Source organism: Moraxella sp. 179-F 1C4 NHS (genome assembly GCF_045370505.1).
Classification (GTDB): domain Bacteria; phylum Pseudomonadota; class Gammaproteobacteria; order Pseudomonadales; family Moraxellaceae; genus Faucicola; species Faucicola tetraodonis.
The window spans coordinates 153795-172261 of sequence record NZ_JBIQEC010000002.1 but is presented as its reverse complement, the minus strand read 5'-3'; the positions used below and the strand labels follow the sequence as shown (position 1 = coordinate 172261).

At 45.8% G+C, this 18467-nt stretch carries 19 protein-coding genes; 6 read left to right on the top strand and 13 right to left on the bottom strand.

What is annotated here, in order from left to right:
• Window positions 1-18: 18 nt before the first annotated feature.
• The 5 genes from ACH0AB_RS01805 to ppnP form a co-directional block, all read right to left on the bottom strand.
• On the bottom strand, window positions 19-1416 hold the full coding sequence (locus ACH0AB_RS01805; protein ID WP_406876929.1) for a TrkH family potassium uptake protein: 1398 nt from the start codon (window positions 1414-1416) through the stop codon (window positions 19-21).
• A 37-nt stretch (window positions 1417-1453) separates the two neighbouring features.
• On the bottom strand, window positions 1454-2113 hold the full coding sequence (locus ACH0AB_RS01800) for a potassium channel family protein (protein WP_135889987.1): 660 nt from the start codon (window positions 2111-2113) through the stop codon (window positions 1454-1456).
• A gap of 78 nt (window positions 2114-2191) precedes the next feature.
• Complete coding sequence (gene imm45 / locus ACH0AB_RS01795; protein WP_239743357.1) at window positions 2192-2539, bottom strand: Imm45 family immunity protein; 348 nt, start codon at window positions 2537-2539, stop codon at window positions 2192-2194.
• A gap of 15 nt (window positions 2540-2554) precedes the next feature.
• Entirely contained in the window at window positions 2555-3331 is a 777-nt protein-coding gene (gene rlmB / locus ACH0AB_RS01790) for a 23S rRNA (guanosine(2251)-2'-O)-methyltransferase RlmB (RefSeq protein WP_239743360.1), read from the bottom strand.
• 61 nt (window positions 3332-3392) lie between these two features.
• Window positions 3393-3731 carry a pyrimidine/purine nucleoside phosphorylase gene (gene ppnP / locus ACH0AB_RS01785; RefSeq protein WP_007115041.1) on the bottom strand — a complete coding sequence of 113 codons (339 nt, stop codon included), beginning with the start codon at window positions 3729-3731 and terminating at the stop codon, window positions 3393-3395.
• A 586-nt stretch (window positions 3732-4317) separates the two neighbouring features.
• On the opposite strand from ppnP, the gene recN reads away from it, so the two are divergent.
• The 6 genes from recN to xerD all read left to right on the top strand — a co-directional run bounded on the left by recN (window position 4318) and on the right by xerD (window position 8863).
• Window positions 4318-6024, top strand: coding sequence for a DNA repair protein RecN (gene recN, locus ACH0AB_RS01780; RefSeq protein ID WP_406876927.1), 1707 nt, complete (start codon window positions 4318-4320; stop codon window positions 6022-6024).
• A 99-nt stretch (window positions 6025-6123) separates the two neighbouring features.
• On the top strand, window positions 6124-6690 hold the full coding sequence (locus ACH0AB_RS01775; RefSeq protein WP_144918508.1) for a YqgE/AlgH family protein: 567 nt from the start codon (window positions 6124-6126) through the stop codon (window positions 6688-6690).
• Complete coding sequence (gene ruvX, locus ACH0AB_RS01770) at window positions 6683-7168, top strand: Holliday junction resolvase RuvX (RefSeq protein WP_406876926.1); 486 nt, start codon at window positions 6683-6685, stop codon at window positions 7166-7168. The genes ACH0AB_RS01775 and ruvX overlap by 8 nt, the downstream gene beginning before the upstream one ends.
• Window positions 7165-7617, top strand: coding sequence for a hypothetical protein (locus ACH0AB_RS01765; protein ID WP_406876925.1), 453 nt, complete (start codon window positions 7165-7167; stop codon window positions 7615-7617). Before ruvX ends, ACH0AB_RS01765 begins: the two co-directional genes overlap by 4 nt.
• Window positions 7610-7882, top strand: coding sequence for a sulfurtransferase TusA (gene tusA / locus ACH0AB_RS01760; RefSeq protein ID WP_406876924.1), 273 nt, complete (start codon window positions 7610-7612; stop codon window positions 7880-7882). The genes ACH0AB_RS01765 and tusA overlap by 8 nt, the downstream gene beginning before the upstream one ends.
• A gap of 36 nt (window positions 7883-7918) precedes the next feature.
• A complete protein-coding gene (xerD, locus tag ACH0AB_RS01755) occupies window positions 7919-8863 on the top strand; it encodes a site-specific tyrosine recombinase XerD (RefSeq protein ID WP_406876923.1) in 945 nt (314 codons plus the stop codon).
• Window positions 8864-8908: 45 nt separating this feature from the next.
• Here xerD and ACH0AB_RS01750 read toward each other — a convergent pair whose 3' ends face one another.
• The 8 genes from ACH0AB_RS01750 to ftsL form a co-directional block, all read right to left on the bottom strand.
• Window positions 8909-9805: a putative RNA methyltransferase gene (locus ACH0AB_RS01750; RefSeq protein ID WP_406876921.1), complete on the bottom strand. Its 897-nt coding sequence runs from the start codon at window positions 9803-9805 to the stop codon at window positions 8909-8911.
• Window positions 9806-9868: 63 nt separating this feature from the next.
• Window positions 9869-10444 carry a hypothetical protein gene (locus tag ACH0AB_RS01745; protein WP_406876920.1) on the bottom strand — a complete coding sequence of 192 codons (576 nt, stop codon included), beginning with the start codon at window positions 10442-10444 and terminating at the stop codon, window positions 9869-9871.
• A 205-nt stretch (window positions 10445-10649) separates the two neighbouring features.
• Window positions 10650-11768, bottom strand: a complete 1119-nt coding sequence (gene mraY / locus ACH0AB_RS01740) for a phospho-N-acetylmuramoyl-pentapeptide-transferase (protein WP_406876919.1) — start codon at window positions 11766-11768, stop codon at window positions 10650-10652.
• A 233-nt stretch (window positions 11769-12001) separates the two neighbouring features.
• Window positions 12002-13483 (bottom strand): UDP-N-acetylmuramoyl-tripeptide--D-alanyl-D-alanine ligase, encoded by a 1482-nt coding sequence (locus ACH0AB_RS01735; protein ID WP_406876918.1) that lies wholly within the window; start codon window positions 13481-13483, stop codon window positions 12002-12004.
• Window positions 13484-13548: 65 nt separating this feature from the next.
• The gene (locus ACH0AB_RS01730) at window positions 13549-14193 is read right to left on the bottom strand and encodes a histidine phosphatase family protein (RefSeq protein ID WP_007115051.1); all 645 of its coding nucleotides are present in this window, start codon (window positions 14191-14193) and stop codon (window positions 13549-13551) included.
• A 14-nt stretch (window positions 14194-14207) separates the two neighbouring features.
• Window positions 14208-15785, bottom strand: coding sequence for a UDP-N-acetylmuramoyl-L-alanyl-D-glutamate--2,6-diaminopimelate ligase (locus ACH0AB_RS01725; protein WP_406876917.1), 1578 nt, complete (start codon window positions 15783-15785; stop codon window positions 14208-14210).
• A 19-nt stretch (window positions 15786-15804) separates the two neighbouring features.
• Window positions 15805-17874, bottom strand: a complete 2070-nt coding sequence (locus ACH0AB_RS01720) for a peptidoglycan D,D-transpeptidase FtsI family protein (RefSeq protein ID WP_406876915.1) — start codon at window positions 17872-17874, stop codon at window positions 15805-15807.
• A 12-nt stretch (window positions 17875-17886) separates the two neighbouring features.
• Window positions 17887-18393 (bottom strand): cell division protein FtsL, encoded by a 507-nt coding sequence (ftsL, locus tag ACH0AB_RS01715; RefSeq protein WP_406876914.1) that lies wholly within the window; start codon window positions 18391-18393, stop codon window positions 17887-17889.
• Window positions 18394-18467 lie beyond the last annotated feature (74 nt).

Below are 18467 nucleotides of genomic sequence, written 5' to 3'. Positions count from 1 at the left end.
GCCAATAAGGGCGCCAACTCAACCAATAAGGGTATGGGTCTCAGGATAACGAATACGGGTCGGTTTAGGGGTGGCGATAAAATACGCCAAGGTTAATGGTCCAAGACGCCCCATATACATCATAAACATAATCACCCATTGCCCAGGTTCACTCAATGTCGGGGTGAAATTTCGCGATAAACCGACCGTTGCCGATGCCGATATCACTTCAAATAAAATATCAGTCAAATGCCCTTCTGGCTCAAATATCGTTAAAATAAACGCCGCTAAAGCAATCATCAAAATCGAGGTGCTCATCACCGCAAACGATTTTTTTACCAAGTGATCAGAGATAGCACGATGAAAAATCGTCACTTGCGGGTGCTGACGCAAATATGCCCTAGTCGATGCTAGGATAACCACAAAGGTGCCAATTTTGATACCGCCACCTGTGGACATTGAGCCTGCGCCAATAAACATCAATATAAAGGTCAATAACGTACTGGCATCTGTCACTTGGCTATAATCAATATTATTAAAACCTGCGGTACGTGACGCCACCGCCATAAACCAAGATGCAAACCACTGCCCAGCTTCGCTCAATCCGCCAATCGTTTTGGCGTTATGACGCTCAAGTAACCAATACAGTATACAACCAATGATATTGAGCGCTAACGTGCCCAAAACCATGACTTTGGTGTGCAGGGTAAATTTTTGCCAGCGCTTGTGTTTGATGATATCTAAAATCACCAAAAACCCGATGCCGCCCGTGATAATAAGCAAGCTTATGATAAAACTAATCATCGGCTGGTGCACATAGGCAGTCATATTGTTGCCATTTAACGCAAAACCTGCATTGTTAAACGCTGAGATACACAGAAAAAATGCTTCATACATCGCATCTTTTAGCCCTTTTAGCGGTGCTAACAATAGCGTTAACCCTAAAAAACCCAAGCTCTCGGTGATAAAGGCAATTTTGATTACCGCTTTGGCGGTACTGCCAATTTGGTTGCTATGAGTACCCAACGCTTCTTGCGCCGTGATTGAGCCGGATAATCCCATTTTACCTTGCAGACTGGTCAATACCAAAATTGCAAAGGTCATAAAGCCTAGACCGCCAAATTGAATCAGCGCGGCAATCACCAATTGTCCAAACGTGGTATAGTTAGCGGTATCCACGACATTTAGCCCCGTGACGGTCACCGCAGACGTCGCGGTAAAGGCTGCCGCTAGGATACTAATCGGTTGAATTGTGGCAATTGGCAATGACAGCAAAACCGTCCCCATCACGATTAACGCTAAAAACCCCAAGGACAAAATCGCAGGCGAGGACAACTGCAGTCCCTGTCTGGTAGGCGTCTCTAGGTCGTGAGTACTGGGTTTTGATTTATCAACAATCTTTGGTTTTTCGCCTTTTTTGACTTCACGAAACGGCATATCTACACCTAATTACCTTTTTTGCGTGAGTGGTGGGCTAAATAGCCGTTTGCCGAATGGCTTTGGCAAGGCGACGCAGCGCTTGGGTATCACCACCCACCACCAATTTATCACCACCTTGAAAGAAAAAGCCATCGGGTAATTGGTTAAAGATTTGCTGGTTGCGTTTTAGCATGATAAAAGTAATATCAGGATGGCTGTGTTGTACATCCGACCACGGGTGCCCTCGCCACTGCTCAGGTGGGTCTAGGCGAACCAAAAACTGCTCGTCACCCAACGCCATGTATTGTTTGACCATCGGATAGTTCATTTTTTGGGCAATACGAATCCCCATGTCTTGTTCGGGGTGAATAATATTGTTCACCCCTAAGCTTTGTAGGATTTGGTGATGGGAGTCGGTTTTGGCTTTTACCCATAGGTTTTGTACGTTTAGGCTTAGTAGGTTGAGTGTACATAGCAAGCTGGCTTCAAGGTTATCACCAATGCTCACGAGTACCCCGTCGAAACTTGCAAGGTCAAGCTCTTCTATGGTGTCTTTGTCGGTGGCGTCAGCAATCACGGCACGGGTGACATATTCACTGATGTCATCGACCAGTTTTTCATCAATATCAATCGCTAGGACTTGGTTGCCCAATTTTTCAAGCTCTTTAGCGCAGGTAATACCAAAAACACCCAGTCCAATAATGGCAAATTGCATTATATTTTTCCTTTTTGATATTTTTTTACTTATTAAAGATTCATTTTATTATTTTAACTATGGGTTTCAACAAATTCTTTAGTTACTAAAAGGCAATACGTTCTGACTTTTCAAAATAAATATATCTGCTTTATTTGGCTCAATATTCAAAATCGCCAATAAATTTTGTTGCAGCCATTTTGTACTAACTGAATAAAGCGACATGTCATAATAAGCATCTTTAGGAAAGAAAAAGCTGATTTTTCCTGCTTTATAGCCATTGATGATTACAGCATCTAAGCCCATCACTTCCGTATAGTTCTCAAATACCATTAGGTCAAAAACTTTGTCGGTATAATAAAACTCTGACTTTTCAGACAAACAAATTCTTAAAATTGTGCCAGACCAAATTTTTTCTTCATCAAAGTCTAAAAGATTGGTAAACATTACTGATAACGTAAATTATTTCTTAAAACGCTGACGGCTGGCTTCATATAGCACCATGCCAGTGGCGACACTGACATTTAAGCTTTGGATTTGCCCATGTTCATTGCCGGGCATCGGGATATAAACCAGCTGGTCGCAGGTATCTGCTGTCAAACGGCGAATACCGTCACCTTCTGAGCCCATCACAATCGCCACATCACCTGTCAAATCACAGTCTTGCACGGGCTTTGCCGTGTCATCGAGTGCCGTACCAAACACAAACACCCCTTGTTTTTTGATGTCAGTGAGCGTACGCGCAAGATTAGTGACTTGGATAAAAGGCATTAATTCCACCGCACCGACGGCGACTTTTGCCACGGCTGGGGTGATGCTTGAACTATGATTTTTGGGAATAATGACGGCTGAGACGCCCATTGCCACGGCGGTACGCAAACATGCGCCAAGGTTGTTCGGGTCGGTGATTTGATCAAGCACCAGTAGCAATAGCGGTTTTCGCTCGGCTTGGTGTTTGTCAACTAAGTATTTGAGATCTGCTTCATCTTGGAGTTCAGCAGGGCGGGCTTGCAATACCACGCCTTGATGCTGCGGACTTTCTGCAAGTTTGGTGAGTTTGTCTTTGGCGCTGATTTGTATCGCAATCCCGTAGGTTTGGGCAAGCTCAGTGATGTTGGCTACCGTGGCATCATCTTGTTTTTTACCGTCTTGAATAAAGAGTGTCAACCCATCGATACCGCGGTGTTGCAAGATGGATTGCACGGCATGAATGCCATAAAAATAACTCGGTTTTGCCATGATTGATGACCCTTTTCTTCAATTTTATATTTGCCTTGCCGCTAGCCTTGTAGATTATCTGCTAGCCTTCTAGGTGGCAAATGTACTGCACGACTGCTTCATTACGTAGCTCATAACTGCTATGCCCTTCGACCAAGAACGCTTGACCGGCACGGTAATAAGTAAATTCTTCCTCGCCTGCCAGTTTGACTTCACACTCGCCTGCCAAAATTTCGATACGTTCAGATGAGTCGGTTTTAAATTCATAGGCTGGCACATCGGCATCACAAGGTAGCACGATTCCTAGCATTTTTTTGCGTCCATCTTCAAACCAAACGGTCCGACTAAAAGTACGACCTTCATAGTAAACATTCGCTATTTTTTCTACCGATACATGGTCGAAACGATTAGGTGACGTCATGAGATTCTCCTTAAAATACACAGTCAGTTGACTTGATAACGCTGCCTTGTTATAAAAAATTATAAAGAATTATAAAGATGGGCAAGTCGTTTTGCGGCAACCCGCTTTTTTTAATCGACAAATGGGCTTTATAATCAAACGCAGTCCGTGACTTGTCGCAATCAGCCACTGCTATTGCCGATAGATTGTTAACGGTTGATAAAAAATTATGTTCCGTTATCCTTATGCAGACGTTGTTTAGAGCAATAGGATAGCATCAAATTTAGTCAACTTTTATGACAATCTATTATAACAATCTATGTTTTATCACAATCGATGAAACCGCCCTTAACTTGACTAGGCGAAGATTGCTAGACACAGATACCCATCAAAGATAGCCAGCTGACGGAAATTTGATTTTTGCGTTGCTTATTTTGTAATTGTCCCAATTATGCTATTGTTTAGTGTGAAACAGCTAGATGGAATTTTTACTGATTTTTGAAGACTTGTCTAGGATTATTGTGAGCTTTTCATGACCAGGTTACAATAAAGTTTTTGCAAATTTGACCGCCAATGTGCCACTCTTAACGTCAATGATAGGATTGATATGCTGACACAGTTAACCTTACAAAATTTAGCACTCGTCACCAATGCTGAGATTGAGATGAATGCTGGATTTAACATTATCACTGGCGAGACAGGTGCTGGTAAATCACTGTTGCTTGACGCCTTGACCTTGTGCGTGGGTGGTCGTAGTGACGCAGGTTTGATTCGGCATGGACAGACCACGGCAGACGCTTTTGCAGAATTTAATATCGGTCAATTACCCGAAGTCATGGCATGGCTTAGTGAGCAAAATTACCCATTTGAAGACGATACGCTGCTGATTCGCCGGCAACTTGCTAACCAAAACGGTGCGCTTCGTAGTAAAGCTTGGCTCAATGGCATGCCCATTAGTATGAATGAGCTTAAAACTTTAGGTGGGTTACTGGTCAATATTCACAGCCAACACGCCCAGCAAAGTTTGTTACGTCCGCAATTTGTGATGGAATGGCTGGATAGTGCCACAGGCTTAAACAGCCAAGCAAACGACGTGAAACAGGCTTTTTTGCAGTACGAACGCCTTAAATCACAAGCCGCGCAGCACGCCAAAGACGAGCAATTGCGCCAGCAGCAAATTCAGCTATTGACCAATCAATTAGCCGATATTGAGCCAATTGCCACTGTCTTGTACAGTGAACTTGAAGCTGAATACGATGAATTATCTAACCTTGAAAACCTCATGCAGCAAGCCGCCTTGTCGGTGCAATTACTGGATAATGACAGTGATGAGCCCGATGTGGTAAGCCTGCTTAATCGGGCGATTAAACTGTGTGAAGCGCAAACCGAGCTTAGCCAAACCTATGCGGATTGCGTTGAACAGTTGTACTCAGCACATACCCAAATCGCTGAAGTGGCTAGCACTTTGAGCAATTATGCCGAAGGACAAAGCCTTGACCCCAAGCGGTTAGCGTTACTTGATGAGCAGTTATCGACGTTCCACCGACTCGCGCGTAAATATCACACCACCCCTGAAAGCCTTGTTGAAGACAGCCAAGCCTGGCAACAGCAATTAGATGATTTGCAATCGGTGATGTCGCCTGAAGCAATGGCAGAGCAAATTGAACAAGCTTATCAAGCCTACTTGCAAAAAGCCCAAGCGTTGGATGACAGTCGCCAAGCCAATGCCAAGACGTTAGCTGAAGCCCTAGTCACACGGTTAAAACCATTGGCACTGCCCAATGTGCAGGCAGCATTTGAATTTACCCCACTTGATAAACCACAAAGTATCGGGTTATCGCAAATTGAACTGCTATTTAGTGCCAATGTCGGTATGCCGATGCAACCGATTCACAAAATCGCCTCAGGCGGTGAATTATCACGACTAGCCCTTATCATGCAAGTCATTGATGCGCAAGGGGTTTGCCGTAATACGACCACCGATATGGCAACCACCACCCGTCAGTTATTGGTATTTGATGAAGTAGATGTGGGTATCAGTGGTGGCACGGCGCAAGTGGTAGGCGAGTTACTGCGTGAACTGGGTGAAGAACAACAAATCATTGCTATCACCCACCAATCGCAAGTCGCGGCACAAGCCCATCAGCATATTTTGGTGTACAAAACCCAACAAGAGAAAGCCCAGTCTCACTTAAAAATTCTGTCGGGCGATGACCAAGTACAGGAATTAGCGCGCATGTCGGGCGGGGTCAATATCACCGAAGACACGCTAAAACACGCGCGCAGTTTGCTAGCAAGTCGCCGTGTCAGTTAATTTAACATTGCTTGTCGCTTTTAATGTTTATCGCTTTTAATGCTTATTGTTTTTAATGTTTGCCGCTTTTAAGTCGCTTTTAATTAGGTATGCCACTGAATGTCAAAAAACCAAAATCTTACCAACCATTTTTTGATAGCCTCGCCCAATATTGACGGCGGGATTTTCTATCAATCTTTGGTCTATATTTGCCGTCAAGACCAACAAGGCGCGTTAGGGCTAGTAATTAACAAACCCATCGAAACCAGCAACGTTGCCAAACTTTTTGAAGAATTAAATATTGATGTGACAATCACCGACTTGCACCGAAAATTACCCTTAGATGGAGGCCCCATGAACCCGGAAGTTGGGTTTGTGCTCCATACTGGACAGCCAGATTGGGTATCTTCGTTTGCCATCACCGAAAACGTCTGTATCACCACTAGCAAGGATATTTTACAAAGTATCGCCAATGGTCAAGGCGTTGAGCATTTTGAGCTTTGTCTAGGTCATGCCAGCTGGGGAAAAGGGCAGCTAGAAGAAGAAATCAACCAAGGTGATTGGTTTGTTTTGCCGGCATCAATGGGATTATTGTTTGATATTGACCATCAGACTCGCTGGCAAGTCGCCGCTCAGCAGTTGGGCGTTGATTTTAACAAACTGAGTACGGATATCGGGCATGCTTAACCTGACTATGGCGCAAGATACCCATCACACCCACACTATCGAAACGGTGATGGGGCTTGATTTTGGCATCGCAAAAATGGGTATCGCCTTGGGCAATACCTTAACCCAAACCGCAAGCCCGTTGATGCAGTTTAAAATGGATAATGGCAAACCCAATTGGGATGAATTGCTAAAAATTATTGAGTCATGGCAAGTGAGCACCATCATCATCGGTTTGCCGCTGAATATGGATGGCTCTGCATCTGAGCTTGGCAATCGTGCCAAAAAATTTGCTCGTAGGCTTAAACACCAGCTCGAGGAAGCGCATCGACCACGGCCGATTATTTTGGCGGATGAGCGCTTAACTAGCCGTGAAGCCAAAAATTTGGCTTGGGAATATGGTCTAATCAAAAGTGACAAAGAGCCGATTGATAGTATCGCCTCAGCGATTATGCTCGGCAGTTGGCTTAGAAGTGGCGAAGGAGCGCTGTTATCATGACTCAATTAAATGCACCTACTACGCCAACGACCAAAGGCTTTTCTGCCCCTGTTCTTGGTTTGATTGAGCACGCACAGCGACTCAACAAATGGTCAATTTATCTGGTTTATTTGGCAATTGCGCTATTTTTATTATTTGGTACCCTAAAGAGCTTGTCACAGTTTAAGGACAGTCAAACGATTTATACTTTGTTTCATTGGGTGCCTTACGGACTTGTTGGACTGACCATACCGCTATCCTGCTATGTGGCGTTTATTTTATACCGTTACCGTTTAAGCCAGCCGAGCATGCTTGCGCTGTGTATCGGTATGGGATTTGGCTTGTTTGTTATCAGTAGCTATGTCGCCCTAGCCGCCTGGATTGGGGTGGCGTTTATGTTTAAAGCCAATTTAACCCGTTTTTTTAATTTTATCCAAGAAAGTCAACAAACAGAGACTCAACATGCCTGATGCCAATTACCAACTCGATACCCAAGGGCTGATTTGTCCAGAGCCGATTATGCTACTGCATAAAACTGTTCGTAAAGCGCAGTCGGGAGAGGTGATTCACGTCATCGCCACTGACCCTGCGACCACGCGCGATATCCCCAATTTTTGTCGCCATCTGGGGCATGAACTTATCGAACGGCAAGACATCATCAACCCGCAACAACATCAAAATCCTGATCCGCATGCCAATGTGTATCATTACTGGATTAAGAAAAAAGCTGGTTAAAAAAACACCCCCTTATCCCGAGATTTCAAGTCATTTATGTCCCAAGTCCCCGCGCGCCAACCTCGCCAAGTCAAAGCCTTACACCTTCATGATGAGCCCAGTTATATTCAGCAGTTTCGCCAAGAATTGCTTACGCGGGGACTTGCCACCAATACGCGAAATGCTTATATTCGTGACTTGATGCTGTGTGAAACCACCTGTAGCAAAGCCATCACCCGTTGGGACGCCAGTGACGTGTTGGCTTGCCTAGCGGCGCTCTATAAACAAGGCAAAACAGCGCGCAGCCAAGCGCGTGCCTTATCATCGCTCAAACAGTTTTTTTTATGGCAAATCAACGCCAATCAGCGTGATGACAACCCGTGTGAGCATATCAAGACCCCAAAACTTGGGCGCGCGCTGCCCAAAGATTTATCCGAAAGTGATGTCGATGCCCTACTTGCCAGCCCAGATACATCGACCCCTTTGGGCATGCGTGACCAAGCCATGTTTGAAGTGCTCTATGCCTGCGGGCTGCGTGTCTCTGAGCTTATTCATTTATCGTTAAGTGAAGTCAATCTCAATGCAGGCTGGTTACAGGTTACCGGTAAAGGTGATAAGACTCGGCTAGTACCCCTTGGCGAAGTGGCGATTGATGTATTGACCGATTATTTGACCCTGGCGCGACCGCAGCTATGTATTATGAAAAATGGGCGAGAAAGTCGCTGCCAAGCGGTATTTTTGACCCAACAAGGCGGCTACATGACCCGCCAAAACTTTTGGTATGTCATTAAACGTTACGCCAAGCAAGCCGGCATCGAAAGCGAAATTTCTCCGCATACCTTACGTCATGCCTTTGCTACTCATTTGCTCAATCACGGCGCTGACTTGCGCAGTGTACAGATGTTATTGGGTCACAGTGATTTATCAACTACCCAAATCTATACCCATGTGGCTACGGCAAGACTGCAACAGCTGCATCAGCAGCATCATCCGCGCGCTTAAGGCTGTTTATAAGGTAAAAGAATAGCCCACTGACGGGCGCTTTTTTTATAAACAAATTTTTTGAAACCCATAAATCATAAAATCGGTCGTAAAGCCCATTGACCCTGCTTGCTGGCAGCGGTCGATTAATGCTTCACGTCTGGCTGGCTGCGCCCGAAACGCATAGGGCGTCATAGTCAATAAATCTTGTAACTGCGTAGCGGTAAGCGAAATCGTGGTTTCCACCCGCGTTTGCTTAACCAACGCAAAATACGGTGCTAATTCATCGATAAATTTGTCTGAGTCGTGCGCCACGATTTGTTCAAATAGCCCATCACGCATCTCAATCAAGTGATTGACGGCAGGCTTGGCAATCACTAAAAAGCCCTGATCGCTGACCAACCGATGAAATTCATCCGCCAAAATCGGGCTAAAAATACTGGTCAATATACTCACCGCCTGATTGGCCAATGGTACTTGCGAAGCAGATGCCACTAAGCAATATTTTTGTGTGGTCGTGCTAATTGGTTTAAGTCGTTTGGCAGTGGCGAGTACGGCAGGTTTGCTGATATCAAGCGCGACTAACTTACTTGGGTTAAGCTGTAAAAATCGCTCAGTGTAATACCCCTCGCCACAGCCAATGTCTAGCCAATTTACCGATGGTTGGGAGGATAATAGCCCTTTGCAAAAGTCATACAGCCCATCTTGCAGCGACTGATAAAACCCCGCTTGTAGAAAACGACGCCGCGCCATAATCGACTCATCACTATCGCCAGGGTTTTTGCTATGCTTATTTTGCACCGGCAGTAGATTCACATACCCTTGTTTAGCGACATCAAAGTCATGTTGCCGCTGCTGCGGATTTTCACCCGTGCATTGCCAAACTTTTTCACCCACCTTTAGCGGACTTTGGCAAATCGGGCAGCGAAAAATTGCAGAAAATGTCGAAGGCAATGCCACCATAAAAATATCTCAAAAAAAACCGTTAAAAACCCAAAGCGTGTAACCCGCTGTAACTGCGCAAAATCAGTCGTCTATCAGACTTTGCAAAATCATAATATCTTCATGCACTTGAGCCATTTTTGGCTGCAGTGCCTCAGGTATTTTTAATGCCAGTGCTGAATCTGCTATCGGATGCTGCTGTGAGGTGTCCGCTGCTCGCAGCGATGGCAAGTCAATGTTTGACACATCAGGGATGGTAGGAGCCGCTAGCTTAGCATTGGTATAAGTATTTAGGAATGACTGTAAATTTTTCACGCCCGTCTTTTTATCACAGCATTTTTTGCTCAATACAGTTTCAGTTTCAGCGGATGGTGCGTCTGTACTGGCAATAGCGCTTGCCAACGCTGCAACAGGGGTGCTAGATTGTTTGAAAATTTGCCCTAGCGGCACATCGCAGCTAATCCAGCCTTTTTCAATCAGTTGTTGTAAATCTAACTTAGACAATAAATTGCTCACCGCTTGCTCGCCCAAGCTAGTATTTTCCTTAATCAATAAGATAAACTGGCGTTGTCTAAGCGTCATTTCAACCGTGTTAAGCGCTTGTTTGCCTGCCTCACTACAAGCTAGTGTAACAGGGATTTCATTAATAGTTACTTTCAACACACACCTCCTTATTGTGACAGTGCTCTGCTATATCAGTGGCTTGTCATCAAAATTCCTGCATATAATTTAGTCATCACCATAGAAAAATTATAACATATTTAATTTTTTGCACATGCGCAAATAAATACAGACAAAAAAAATGACATCCAAAGATGCCATTTGATGCAAAGCGCCGTTAGCGAGCGTAGCAAAGTTAGCAAAGTTAGCGAAGTTTCAACGTCATCAGCCCTAAAATAACCAAGACAATGGTAATAATCCAAAAACGGGTGACCACTTGGGTTTCTTTCCAGCCGCCTTCTTCAAAATGGTGATGCAGGGGCGCCATGCGAAAGATGCGTTTTTTACGCAGTTTGTAAGAGCCTACTTGTAGCATGACCGATACCGCTTCTGCCACAAATAAACCACCCATGATGAACAGCACAATCTCTTGGCGCGTCATCACAGCAATGGTGCCAAGCATCGCGCCCAAGGCTAATGCACCAACATCGCCCATAAACACTTGGGCGGGATGGGCATTAAACCATAAAAACCCTAAGCCTGCCCCAACCATGGCACCACACACGACTGTGACATCGCTATTATAAGCAATATAGGGCACGTGGAGATATTCAGCAAAGCGAAAATCCCCTGACACATAAGCAAACACCCCTAAGCCTGCCGCGACCAACACCACAGGAAAAATGGCGAGACCATCCAAACCATCGGTTAAGTTGACCGCATTTGAGGTGCCGTTAATCACAAAATAAGTAAAGATAATAAACGCCAAACCCAATGGTACAGCGGAGAAAGGAATTGACACGTTTTTAAATAACGGAATCAGTAAATCTTGCATGGCGTGAGCTGTCGCCACATGCGGCTGCTGACTGGCAATCCAGTACAAGGACACACCCACAAATAAAGCACCAACCGACAACCAAAAATATTTTTTGCGTGCAATCAAGCCTTTTGGGTCTTTATATTTGATTTTTAGCCAGTCATCTGCCCAGCCCACGGCGCCAAAAATCACCAAGACCACCATCAAAATCCATACGTAAGGGTTGGTTAGATTCGCCCATAATAGCGTGGTCACCAAAATACTGCCCAAAATCAAAATCCCGCCCATGGTGGGTGTGCCTGTTTTGGCAAGGTGACTTTGTGGACCGTCGTTACGAATGGCTTGTCCATATTTGAGCGCCCGCAACCGTTCAATGACGCTTCCACCAAACACCATACTGATACCCAGCGCAGTCAGCACCGCTAATAAAACGCGTAAGGTCAGCGATGACACAGCCGAAAATGGGGAATAAAATTGGCTTAGCCATTCAAATAACCACAATAGCACGAGTGGACTCCTTAGGGAATGTCGGGTAAAACAGGGATGCAATGTCCCTATCATGATCATGATGAAATAAATGAAAACTCGCTATGAAAACTATCTGTGAAAACCGTCTATAAGAACCGTCTCACGTTGACTCATCAGCAAAAAACCATCATGAAAAGTTGACTATTTTAAGTAAAAATTCACAAAAAATCAGCCAATTTTTATCAAATGGCTGATGAAAGCTCTGTTTTTAGCTAGGATGGCTGACGGGTTAACTCGTCAATTACCTGCTCCATCATCATATAGCGCGAGCCTTTAAACAAGATATGCCAAGCGTCATCACTACTCGTCAGCTTATCTTTGATCGCTGCAAGTAGGGTGGCTTTATCTGGATATGCCTGTGCTTGCATGCCGGATGCCTGCGCTTGCGCGACGGTAACAGGCGTTAACTCCCCCACCGTATACAGCACAGTCACGCCCGAGGCGGCAATAGCCTCACCGAGCTTGCGATGCTCCTCTTGCGCGGCATCACCCAACTCACCAATATCGCCCAATACCAACATGGTGGGCGCACCTTGACTCACCAACACTTGCGTGGCAGCAAGGACGGCACTGGGATTGGCATTATAAGTATCATCAATTAAAGTATGTTTACCAAACTCAATAAAATTGAGCCGACCTTTGGCAGGTTTGGCGGCATCGAGTCCTTTGGCGATATCATCAATCGACAGCCCCAAAGCTTGCGCACAGGCCGCGGCGGCTAAGGCATTGCTGATGTTGTGTTCACCTGCAAAGTTTAAGCTGACGTTTTGACTCTCGATTTCATCAATTTCAAAATTGAAATTTAGGCTAAATGTACTGGTATTACCGACTTCCACATCATCAGCAAACACATCGCCCATCAGTAGCACCGTATCTTCATCTGTTAAGCCAATTTCTTTGGCTTGTTGCATATCCACGCCAGCATCCGCCAAGGACACGTCACGCTCGCCAAAGGTCAGAATATTTTGGGTAAATTGTTGGGCATTATTGAGTAGCGTATCAAAATAATCATCACCAAATGGCACAATCGCTGTACCTGCGTCACTTAATCCTTGATAAATCTCAGATTTGGTTTTGGCGATATTATCACGCCCGCCAAACTCCCCCAAATGGGCCGTGCCGATATTGAGCACACAAGCGACATCAGGCTTGACAAGCTGGGTGGTATAAGCAATCTCTCCGACATGATTGGCACCAAGCTCCATGACGGCGTAACGATGCGCATCGGTCAGTTCTAGCAGCATCATCGGCACGCCCAAATCATTGTTGAGATTGCCGCGGGTGATAAGTGTCGGCGCAATACGGTTTAAAATACTGCCAAGCATTTCTTTGGCAGTGGTTTTACCGCTCGAGCCTGTAATCGCGACGACTTTTAGATTGGGATGTTGGTCACGGCGGTAAGCACCTAATTTGCCGAGTGCCAATTTTGTATCAGTCACTACGAGTTGCGGCAAGTCACTTTCGACTGCACGGCTGACAATCGCTAAGACCGCGCCTTTATCTTTGGCAGTTTTTACATAATCATGGCCGTCAAAGTTATCGCCTTGGATGGCTAAAAAGATATCGCCTTGTTCGATTTTGCGGGTGTCGGTGATAATTTTTTTGGATGTCTGGGTAAAATCACTGTGAAAGGTTGGGTTTAGATCTTTTAGCGCTTCGGTTAAGTTGGCAGATTGCCAAATATATGCAGTCATTGTCGTCTCTTTATTAGGGTCTCTTTATTGGGGTCTCTTTATTCGGGTCTCTTTATAGTTTATTACTAGCGAATCTCGTCATCTTGCCCATCATTGCGCACCCATACTTTCTTGATTCCTGCAGGAGCGAGCAACAACACTTCGCAATTTTTGGGGCGCATTGCCAGTTCAAACTCACGGAATTTTTTCATGTTATATAGACGCGGGCTATCGCCAAGTAGCAGTTGCCAGATAAGCATGCCAATCCACATGCCGTGGGTAAATACTAGATAGGTGCCATCGGGCAAGGCATCAAAATACGCACGCACTTTTTGTACCCGCGCTACGAAATGCTCAAAACTGTCCGTCACCTCACTGGCTCGGTGCGCAGAATGCTGTTGCCAAAAATCATCGGCAATCACACGGATGTCATCAAATGACAAATCCTTGATGGTGTCAAAATCCAAAAAGTTAAATTCGTGCAATTCTTCGATGACAGTGGCTGTGCGCTTAGTGCTTTGAAGATAAGGCTGAGCCGTTTGCTGGGTGCGAAGATACTGGGATACAAAAATCTCGGTGACTGGCTCGCTGATATGGTCAGTAAGCCAATCCGCCAATGCTTGCGCTTGCGTCTTGCCAACGTCAGTAAGATTAATGGCATGATTGGGGCGCACTGCTTGCCCTGCATTGGACTCGCTTTGGGCATGACGGATTAGGTAGATTTTTTTCATGATGCTAGGCTAAGTTATTTGCCGAATTTTTCAATGGCGTTTTTTACCACCACTTTATCATCAAAATCGTGGCGCACCCCTTTGATTTCTTGATAGGTTTCATGCCCTTTGCCTGCAATCACCACGATATCACTAGGCTTGGCATGCTGCACCGCATATTCAATCGCCTTTTGACGGTCTGGCTCGATAATGGCTTGATAGTGCTGCTGGCAAGTCATGCCCGCTTGCATATCGTTCAAAATCGCGTTGGGGTCTTCACTGCGTGGGTTATCGGCAGTCAAAATCACTTTGTCAGCTAGGCGAAGTCCTGCTTGTGCCATCAGTGGACGTTTACCCTTATCACGGTCGCCACCACAGCCAAATACCGCCCACAGCTCACCTGTACAGTGCGATTTTAAACTGGTCAACACCTGCTCTAGCGCATCTGGCGTATGCGCATAATCCACGATAAAACAGCTACTGGTCGATGGCACCCGATCCATACGACCTGTGGCACCGCGAAGCGTTGGCACTGCCGCTTGGATTTGCGCCACACTCAATCCCATCGCGGCACTTTGTGATAACGCGAAGGCGCCTGCGATACTCGCCAACAAATTGGCCACATTAAATCGCCCTAACAGTGGACTGTTCACCGTTAATTCACCTTGTGGCGTGACAGCTTTTGAAAGAGCAATGGTCAAATCACCCCCTTGCAAACTAGGCAGGATGGTTTTGGCAAAAAAATCGGCTTGGTCATTGGTCAAGCTATACGTCCACACGGTTAAATGGGATGCGTTAGCCGCCTCAATCATCAATTCACTAAATTCATCATCTAAATTAATAATCGCGTGAGTGAGGGTGGGAAAATGTGCTTTATCAAACAGTCGCGCTTTCGCCTGCGCATAATCGTCCATGTCAGTATGATAGTCGAGATGATCACGACTTAAATTGGTAAACATCGCCACGTTGATGGGTACGCCTTGCAGCCGCTGTTGGTGCAATCCGTGAGAGCTGGCTTCAATGGCTAAGGCTTGTACGCCTTGCTTGGCAAAATCATCAATCGCATGTTGCAGATTAAAGACTTCTAAGGTGGTGTGGGTACTTGGGGTTAAATTTGGCGCCCCTTTTTCACCAAGCACGCCATTACCTGCCGTGCCCATCACCGCAGTTTTGATGCCTGATTGACTGATGAGTTGGGCGACCAGTTGGCTTACGGTGGTCTTGCCATTGGTGCCTGTCACCGCGATGACCGCCGGTAACTTGGTGGGATGTTGCTGTTGCAAACTGGTTTGAATCAGAGAACCTAAAAAATCACGAATGGTGGGTAAATAAATAATCGGCAACATAAACTGCGACTGGATCGCGGATACATCAATTTCTGACAACACAAACGCCGCTTTGTCTGCGACTTGGGCAAGATAACCTGCAACTTTTTCCAAATCGAGGCTGTCGGTCGCGTTTTGACTCTTTAGCAATACAAATACATCGCCCTGAACCACTTGACGGCTATCGACCACAAACTGCCCAAATGGTTGATTCATGACAGGGTTTAACAGTTGTCGCACGCTTTCTGGTAGCGATAGCGCAGACATCATCGGTTGCAACGTAATCATAGCTTTTTCCATAGGGTTGTTATAAGTCATTGACACTTTCGATGCTGGCGGCAGTGGTTTCTTTACCCGATAGCGGCTTGTCAAACGGCACATTGTACAAACGCAAGGCTTCTTTCATCACACTGCGGAACACGGGTGCTGCAACCAAACCACCAAATTTGTAAACACGCGGGTCTTCAACCATGATGGCGACCACAAAACGCGGGTTAGAAGCAGGGGCAATACCGACAAACGCGGTGCGGTATTGGTCGTTGTAATAACCGCCTTTGGGATTGGTGCGTCTTGCCGTACCGGTTTTACCCGCCACACGATAGCCATCGATAGCCGCTAAGGTTGCCGTACCACCAGGCTCAGTGACTGACGTCATCATATCGACAATGGTAAGGGCATCACTCGTTTTGATGACTTGCTTGGCGGCAGGTTTGGCAAAAGGAACGGAGACATTATTGGTACTACTGCTATTGAGCGCGTTATCACGGGTACTTTTAAGGAGCGTCAACGGATGCATCACGCCCCCTGCACCTAACACACTGTAAGCTTGTGCAAGCTGCGCTAGCGTGACTTGCAGACCGTAACCGTACGACACAGTTGCGCGGCGTGCGATTTCATTTTGCTCAGGCGTTGGCACTAGACCTGCAGATTCACCAGGTAATTTTAGGTTGGTTTTTGCGCCAAACCCAAAGGCTTTTTGCGTATCACTCATCGCACTCGCTGGCAAAGAAAGGGCTATTTTTGCTGAGCCGATATTACTCGATTTTTGCAGTAGGGTACGCAGACTAATAGTGCCTAAATTGCCATGGTCACGAATAGTATGCCCTTGCACCACCATGCTCCCTGGACTGGTATTAACCAGTGAGTTGGCATTGTATTGTCCTGACTTTAAGCCCGTGGCAACGGTGATGGGTTTCATCACCGAACCTGGTTCAAATACATCCATCAAGGCATGGTTACGCTGGTTTTCATTGGATAAACTATTTAAGTCATTGGCGTTAAACGACGGCCAGTTGGACATCGCCATCACTTCGCCCGAGTTGACATCGACAATCATGCCCGCTGCCCAACGCGCCTGCTGCACACGCCCGACTTTTTCAAGTTCTTGGTACAAGATATATTGTAGCCGTGAATCAACGGTTAATTGTAAATCCTTGCCAGCGACCTCAGGTTTGACTTGTTCGATTTCTTTAATGCTGTTGTTTTTGGCATCACGCATGACCATGACTTCGCCATCTTTGCCCGATAGCATGTCATTAAATACGCGCTCTACCCCAGCTTGCCCTTGGTAATGCGTGCCATCTGTCATGTTGGTACGCGCCATAAAGCCCAATAATTGGGCATTCGGCTGTGGCTGTGGGTAGTAGCGCTGATAAAACGTGTCGGTACTGACCCCAGCAAAATTGGCATCAATGAGCGGCTGTGCTGCTTCAGGTTGCACATTTTTCATCAATGGAAAATAATGCGACCCTGCGCCCGTGGGCAATACGGCTTTGATTGCCTCTTTATCGGCAAGATTGATGTTGTCATTGATACGTACCGCATTTTTAAATTCGCTGACGCTAATGCCTGTCAATGCCGAAAGTTTTGCTAAATCCATGTTCTGCAAGCGTTTTGCAACGCGCTCAAGCTCACGGCTGACCGATTTACTCGGTTTAGACTTTTGCAATTCTTGTTGGCGCGCTTTGAGCTCATAGTATTCCACCGCATAATCATGCGGACTAAAATACGCAGAGGTTAATGGCGCTGAAATCGCAAGCGGCATGTTATTGCGGTCGGTGATCATACCCCGGTAAGACGGCTCTTTTTTGACGGTGGTAATGAGCGAATTACCTTTACCTTGATAGTAGGACTTATTAATGACTTGGATGTATGCCAATCGCCCAAAAATCGCTACAAATACCAGCCCCATCGCTATCCAAATGGACTTAAAGCGAATGGCATCTTCTTCAATGCTGCCTTGGCGTGATGCACCACTACGACGCTTTGACGCATTAATTTTAGGGGCAGTGACTTTGAGCACAGGCACTTTGGTGGGTCGCCCTGACATGGCATTGGCAACTTTGGTGGGTATCGATTTTTTATTACGAATAGTCACGCGGTTGCCTCATCAATGCTGCGTTTCTGGATTGATAGCTGGAGTGTTAGACTCGTTGCTGCTGGCGTCACTAGTAAATACCGTGACTTTGTTGTCGTGAATAATCATACGATCGGACAAGTTAGGGTAAAACATATTGAGTTCGGTCACCGCGCGGTTGGTCACTTGCGGGGTAGCGCTAAAAGTTTGCTGCTCAATCAGCATACGTTGGTGTTCCATTTGCAGATGGCGAAATTGTTTTTTGAGTTTTTGCAGCTCGCCATATTGTTGGTGATAAGTTTGGATTTGCTCGACGACGCTCACCCCTGTCCACAAAATCGCAATCACTAATAGCATCATCGCAACCGTATATAGACTAACGCCGCGATACTCGGTATCGAGCATCTCGCTAATACTGGCACCCAAGCCTTCACTGCTTTTTTTCATCGTCGTGTTATTTTTTACCGTAGCTTCTTTATTTTTGGCGGAGAAAAGACGCGTTTTTTTGAGCGAATTTTGGTTATCGCGGCCATTTGACATGGGTTTACTCGTCATGGGAGGCAGGGGCTGAGATTTTGGCATTTTTATATCAAAGAGCTTTTTATATCAAATAG

What these genes read in the sequence shown, in the direction of transcription:
- ACH0AB_RS01805 (WP_406876929.1), bottom strand. Translation starts at nt 1,416, where the DNA reads ATGCCGTTTCGTGAAGTCAAAAAAGGCGAAAAACCAAAGATTGTTGAT.
- ACH0AB_RS01800 (WP_135889987.1), bottom strand. Translation starts at nt 2,113, where the DNA reads ATGCAATTTGCCATTATTGGACTGGGTGTTTTTGGTATTACCTGCGCT.
- imm45 (WP_239743357.1), bottom strand. Translation starts at nt 2,539, where the DNA reads ATGTTTACCAATCTTTTAGACTTTGATGAAGAAAAAATTTGGTCTGGC.
- rlmB (WP_239743360.1), bottom strand. Translation starts at nt 3,331, where the DNA reads ATGGCAAAACCGAGTTATTTTTATGGCATTCATGCCGTGCAATCCATC.
- ppnP (WP_007115041.1), bottom strand. Translation starts at nt 3,731, where the DNA reads ATGACGTCACCTAATCGTTTCGACCATGTATCGGTAGAAAAAATAGCG.
- recN (WP_406876927.1), top strand. Translation starts at nt 4,318, where the DNA reads ATGCTGACACAGTTAACCTTACAAAATTTAGCACTCGTCACCAATGCT.
- ACH0AB_RS01775 (WP_144918508.1), top strand. Translation starts at nt 6,124, where the DNA reads ATGTCAAAAAACCAAAATCTTACCAACCATTTTTTGATAGCCTCGCCC.
- ruvX (WP_406876926.1), top strand. Translation starts at nt 6,683, where the DNA reads ATGCTTAACCTGACTATGGCGCAAGATACCCATCACACCCACACTATC.
- ACH0AB_RS01765 (WP_406876925.1), top strand. Translation starts at nt 7,165, where the DNA reads ATGACTCAATTAAATGCACCTACTACGCCAACGACCAAAGGCTTTTCT.
- tusA (WP_406876924.1), top strand. Translation starts at nt 7,610, where the DNA reads ATGCCTGATGCCAATTACCAACTCGATACCCAAGGGCTGATTTGTCCA.
- xerD (WP_406876923.1), top strand. Translation starts at nt 7,919, where the DNA reads ATGTCCCAAGTCCCCGCGCGCCAACCTCGCCAAGTCAAAGCCTTACAC.
- ACH0AB_RS01750 (WP_406876921.1), bottom strand. Translation starts at nt 9,805, where the DNA reads ATGGTGGCATTGCCTTCGACATTTTCTGCAATTTTTCGCTGCCCGATT.
- ACH0AB_RS01735 (WP_406876918.1), bottom strand. Translation starts at nt 13,483, where the DNA reads ATGACTGCATATATTTGGCAATCTGCCAACTTAACCGAAGCGCTAAAA.
- ACH0AB_RS01730 (WP_007115051.1), bottom strand. Translation starts at nt 14,193, where the DNA reads ATGAAAAAAATCTACCTAATCCGTCATGCCCAAAGCGAGTCCAATGCA.
- ACH0AB_RS01725 (WP_406876917.1), bottom strand. Translation starts at nt 15,785, where the DNA reads ATGATTACGTTGCAACCGATGATGTCTGCGCTATCGCTACCAGAAAGC.
- ftsL (WP_406876914.1), bottom strand. Translation starts at nt 18,393, where the DNA reads ATGTCAAATGGCCGCGATAACCAAAATTCGCTCAAAAAAACGCGTCTT.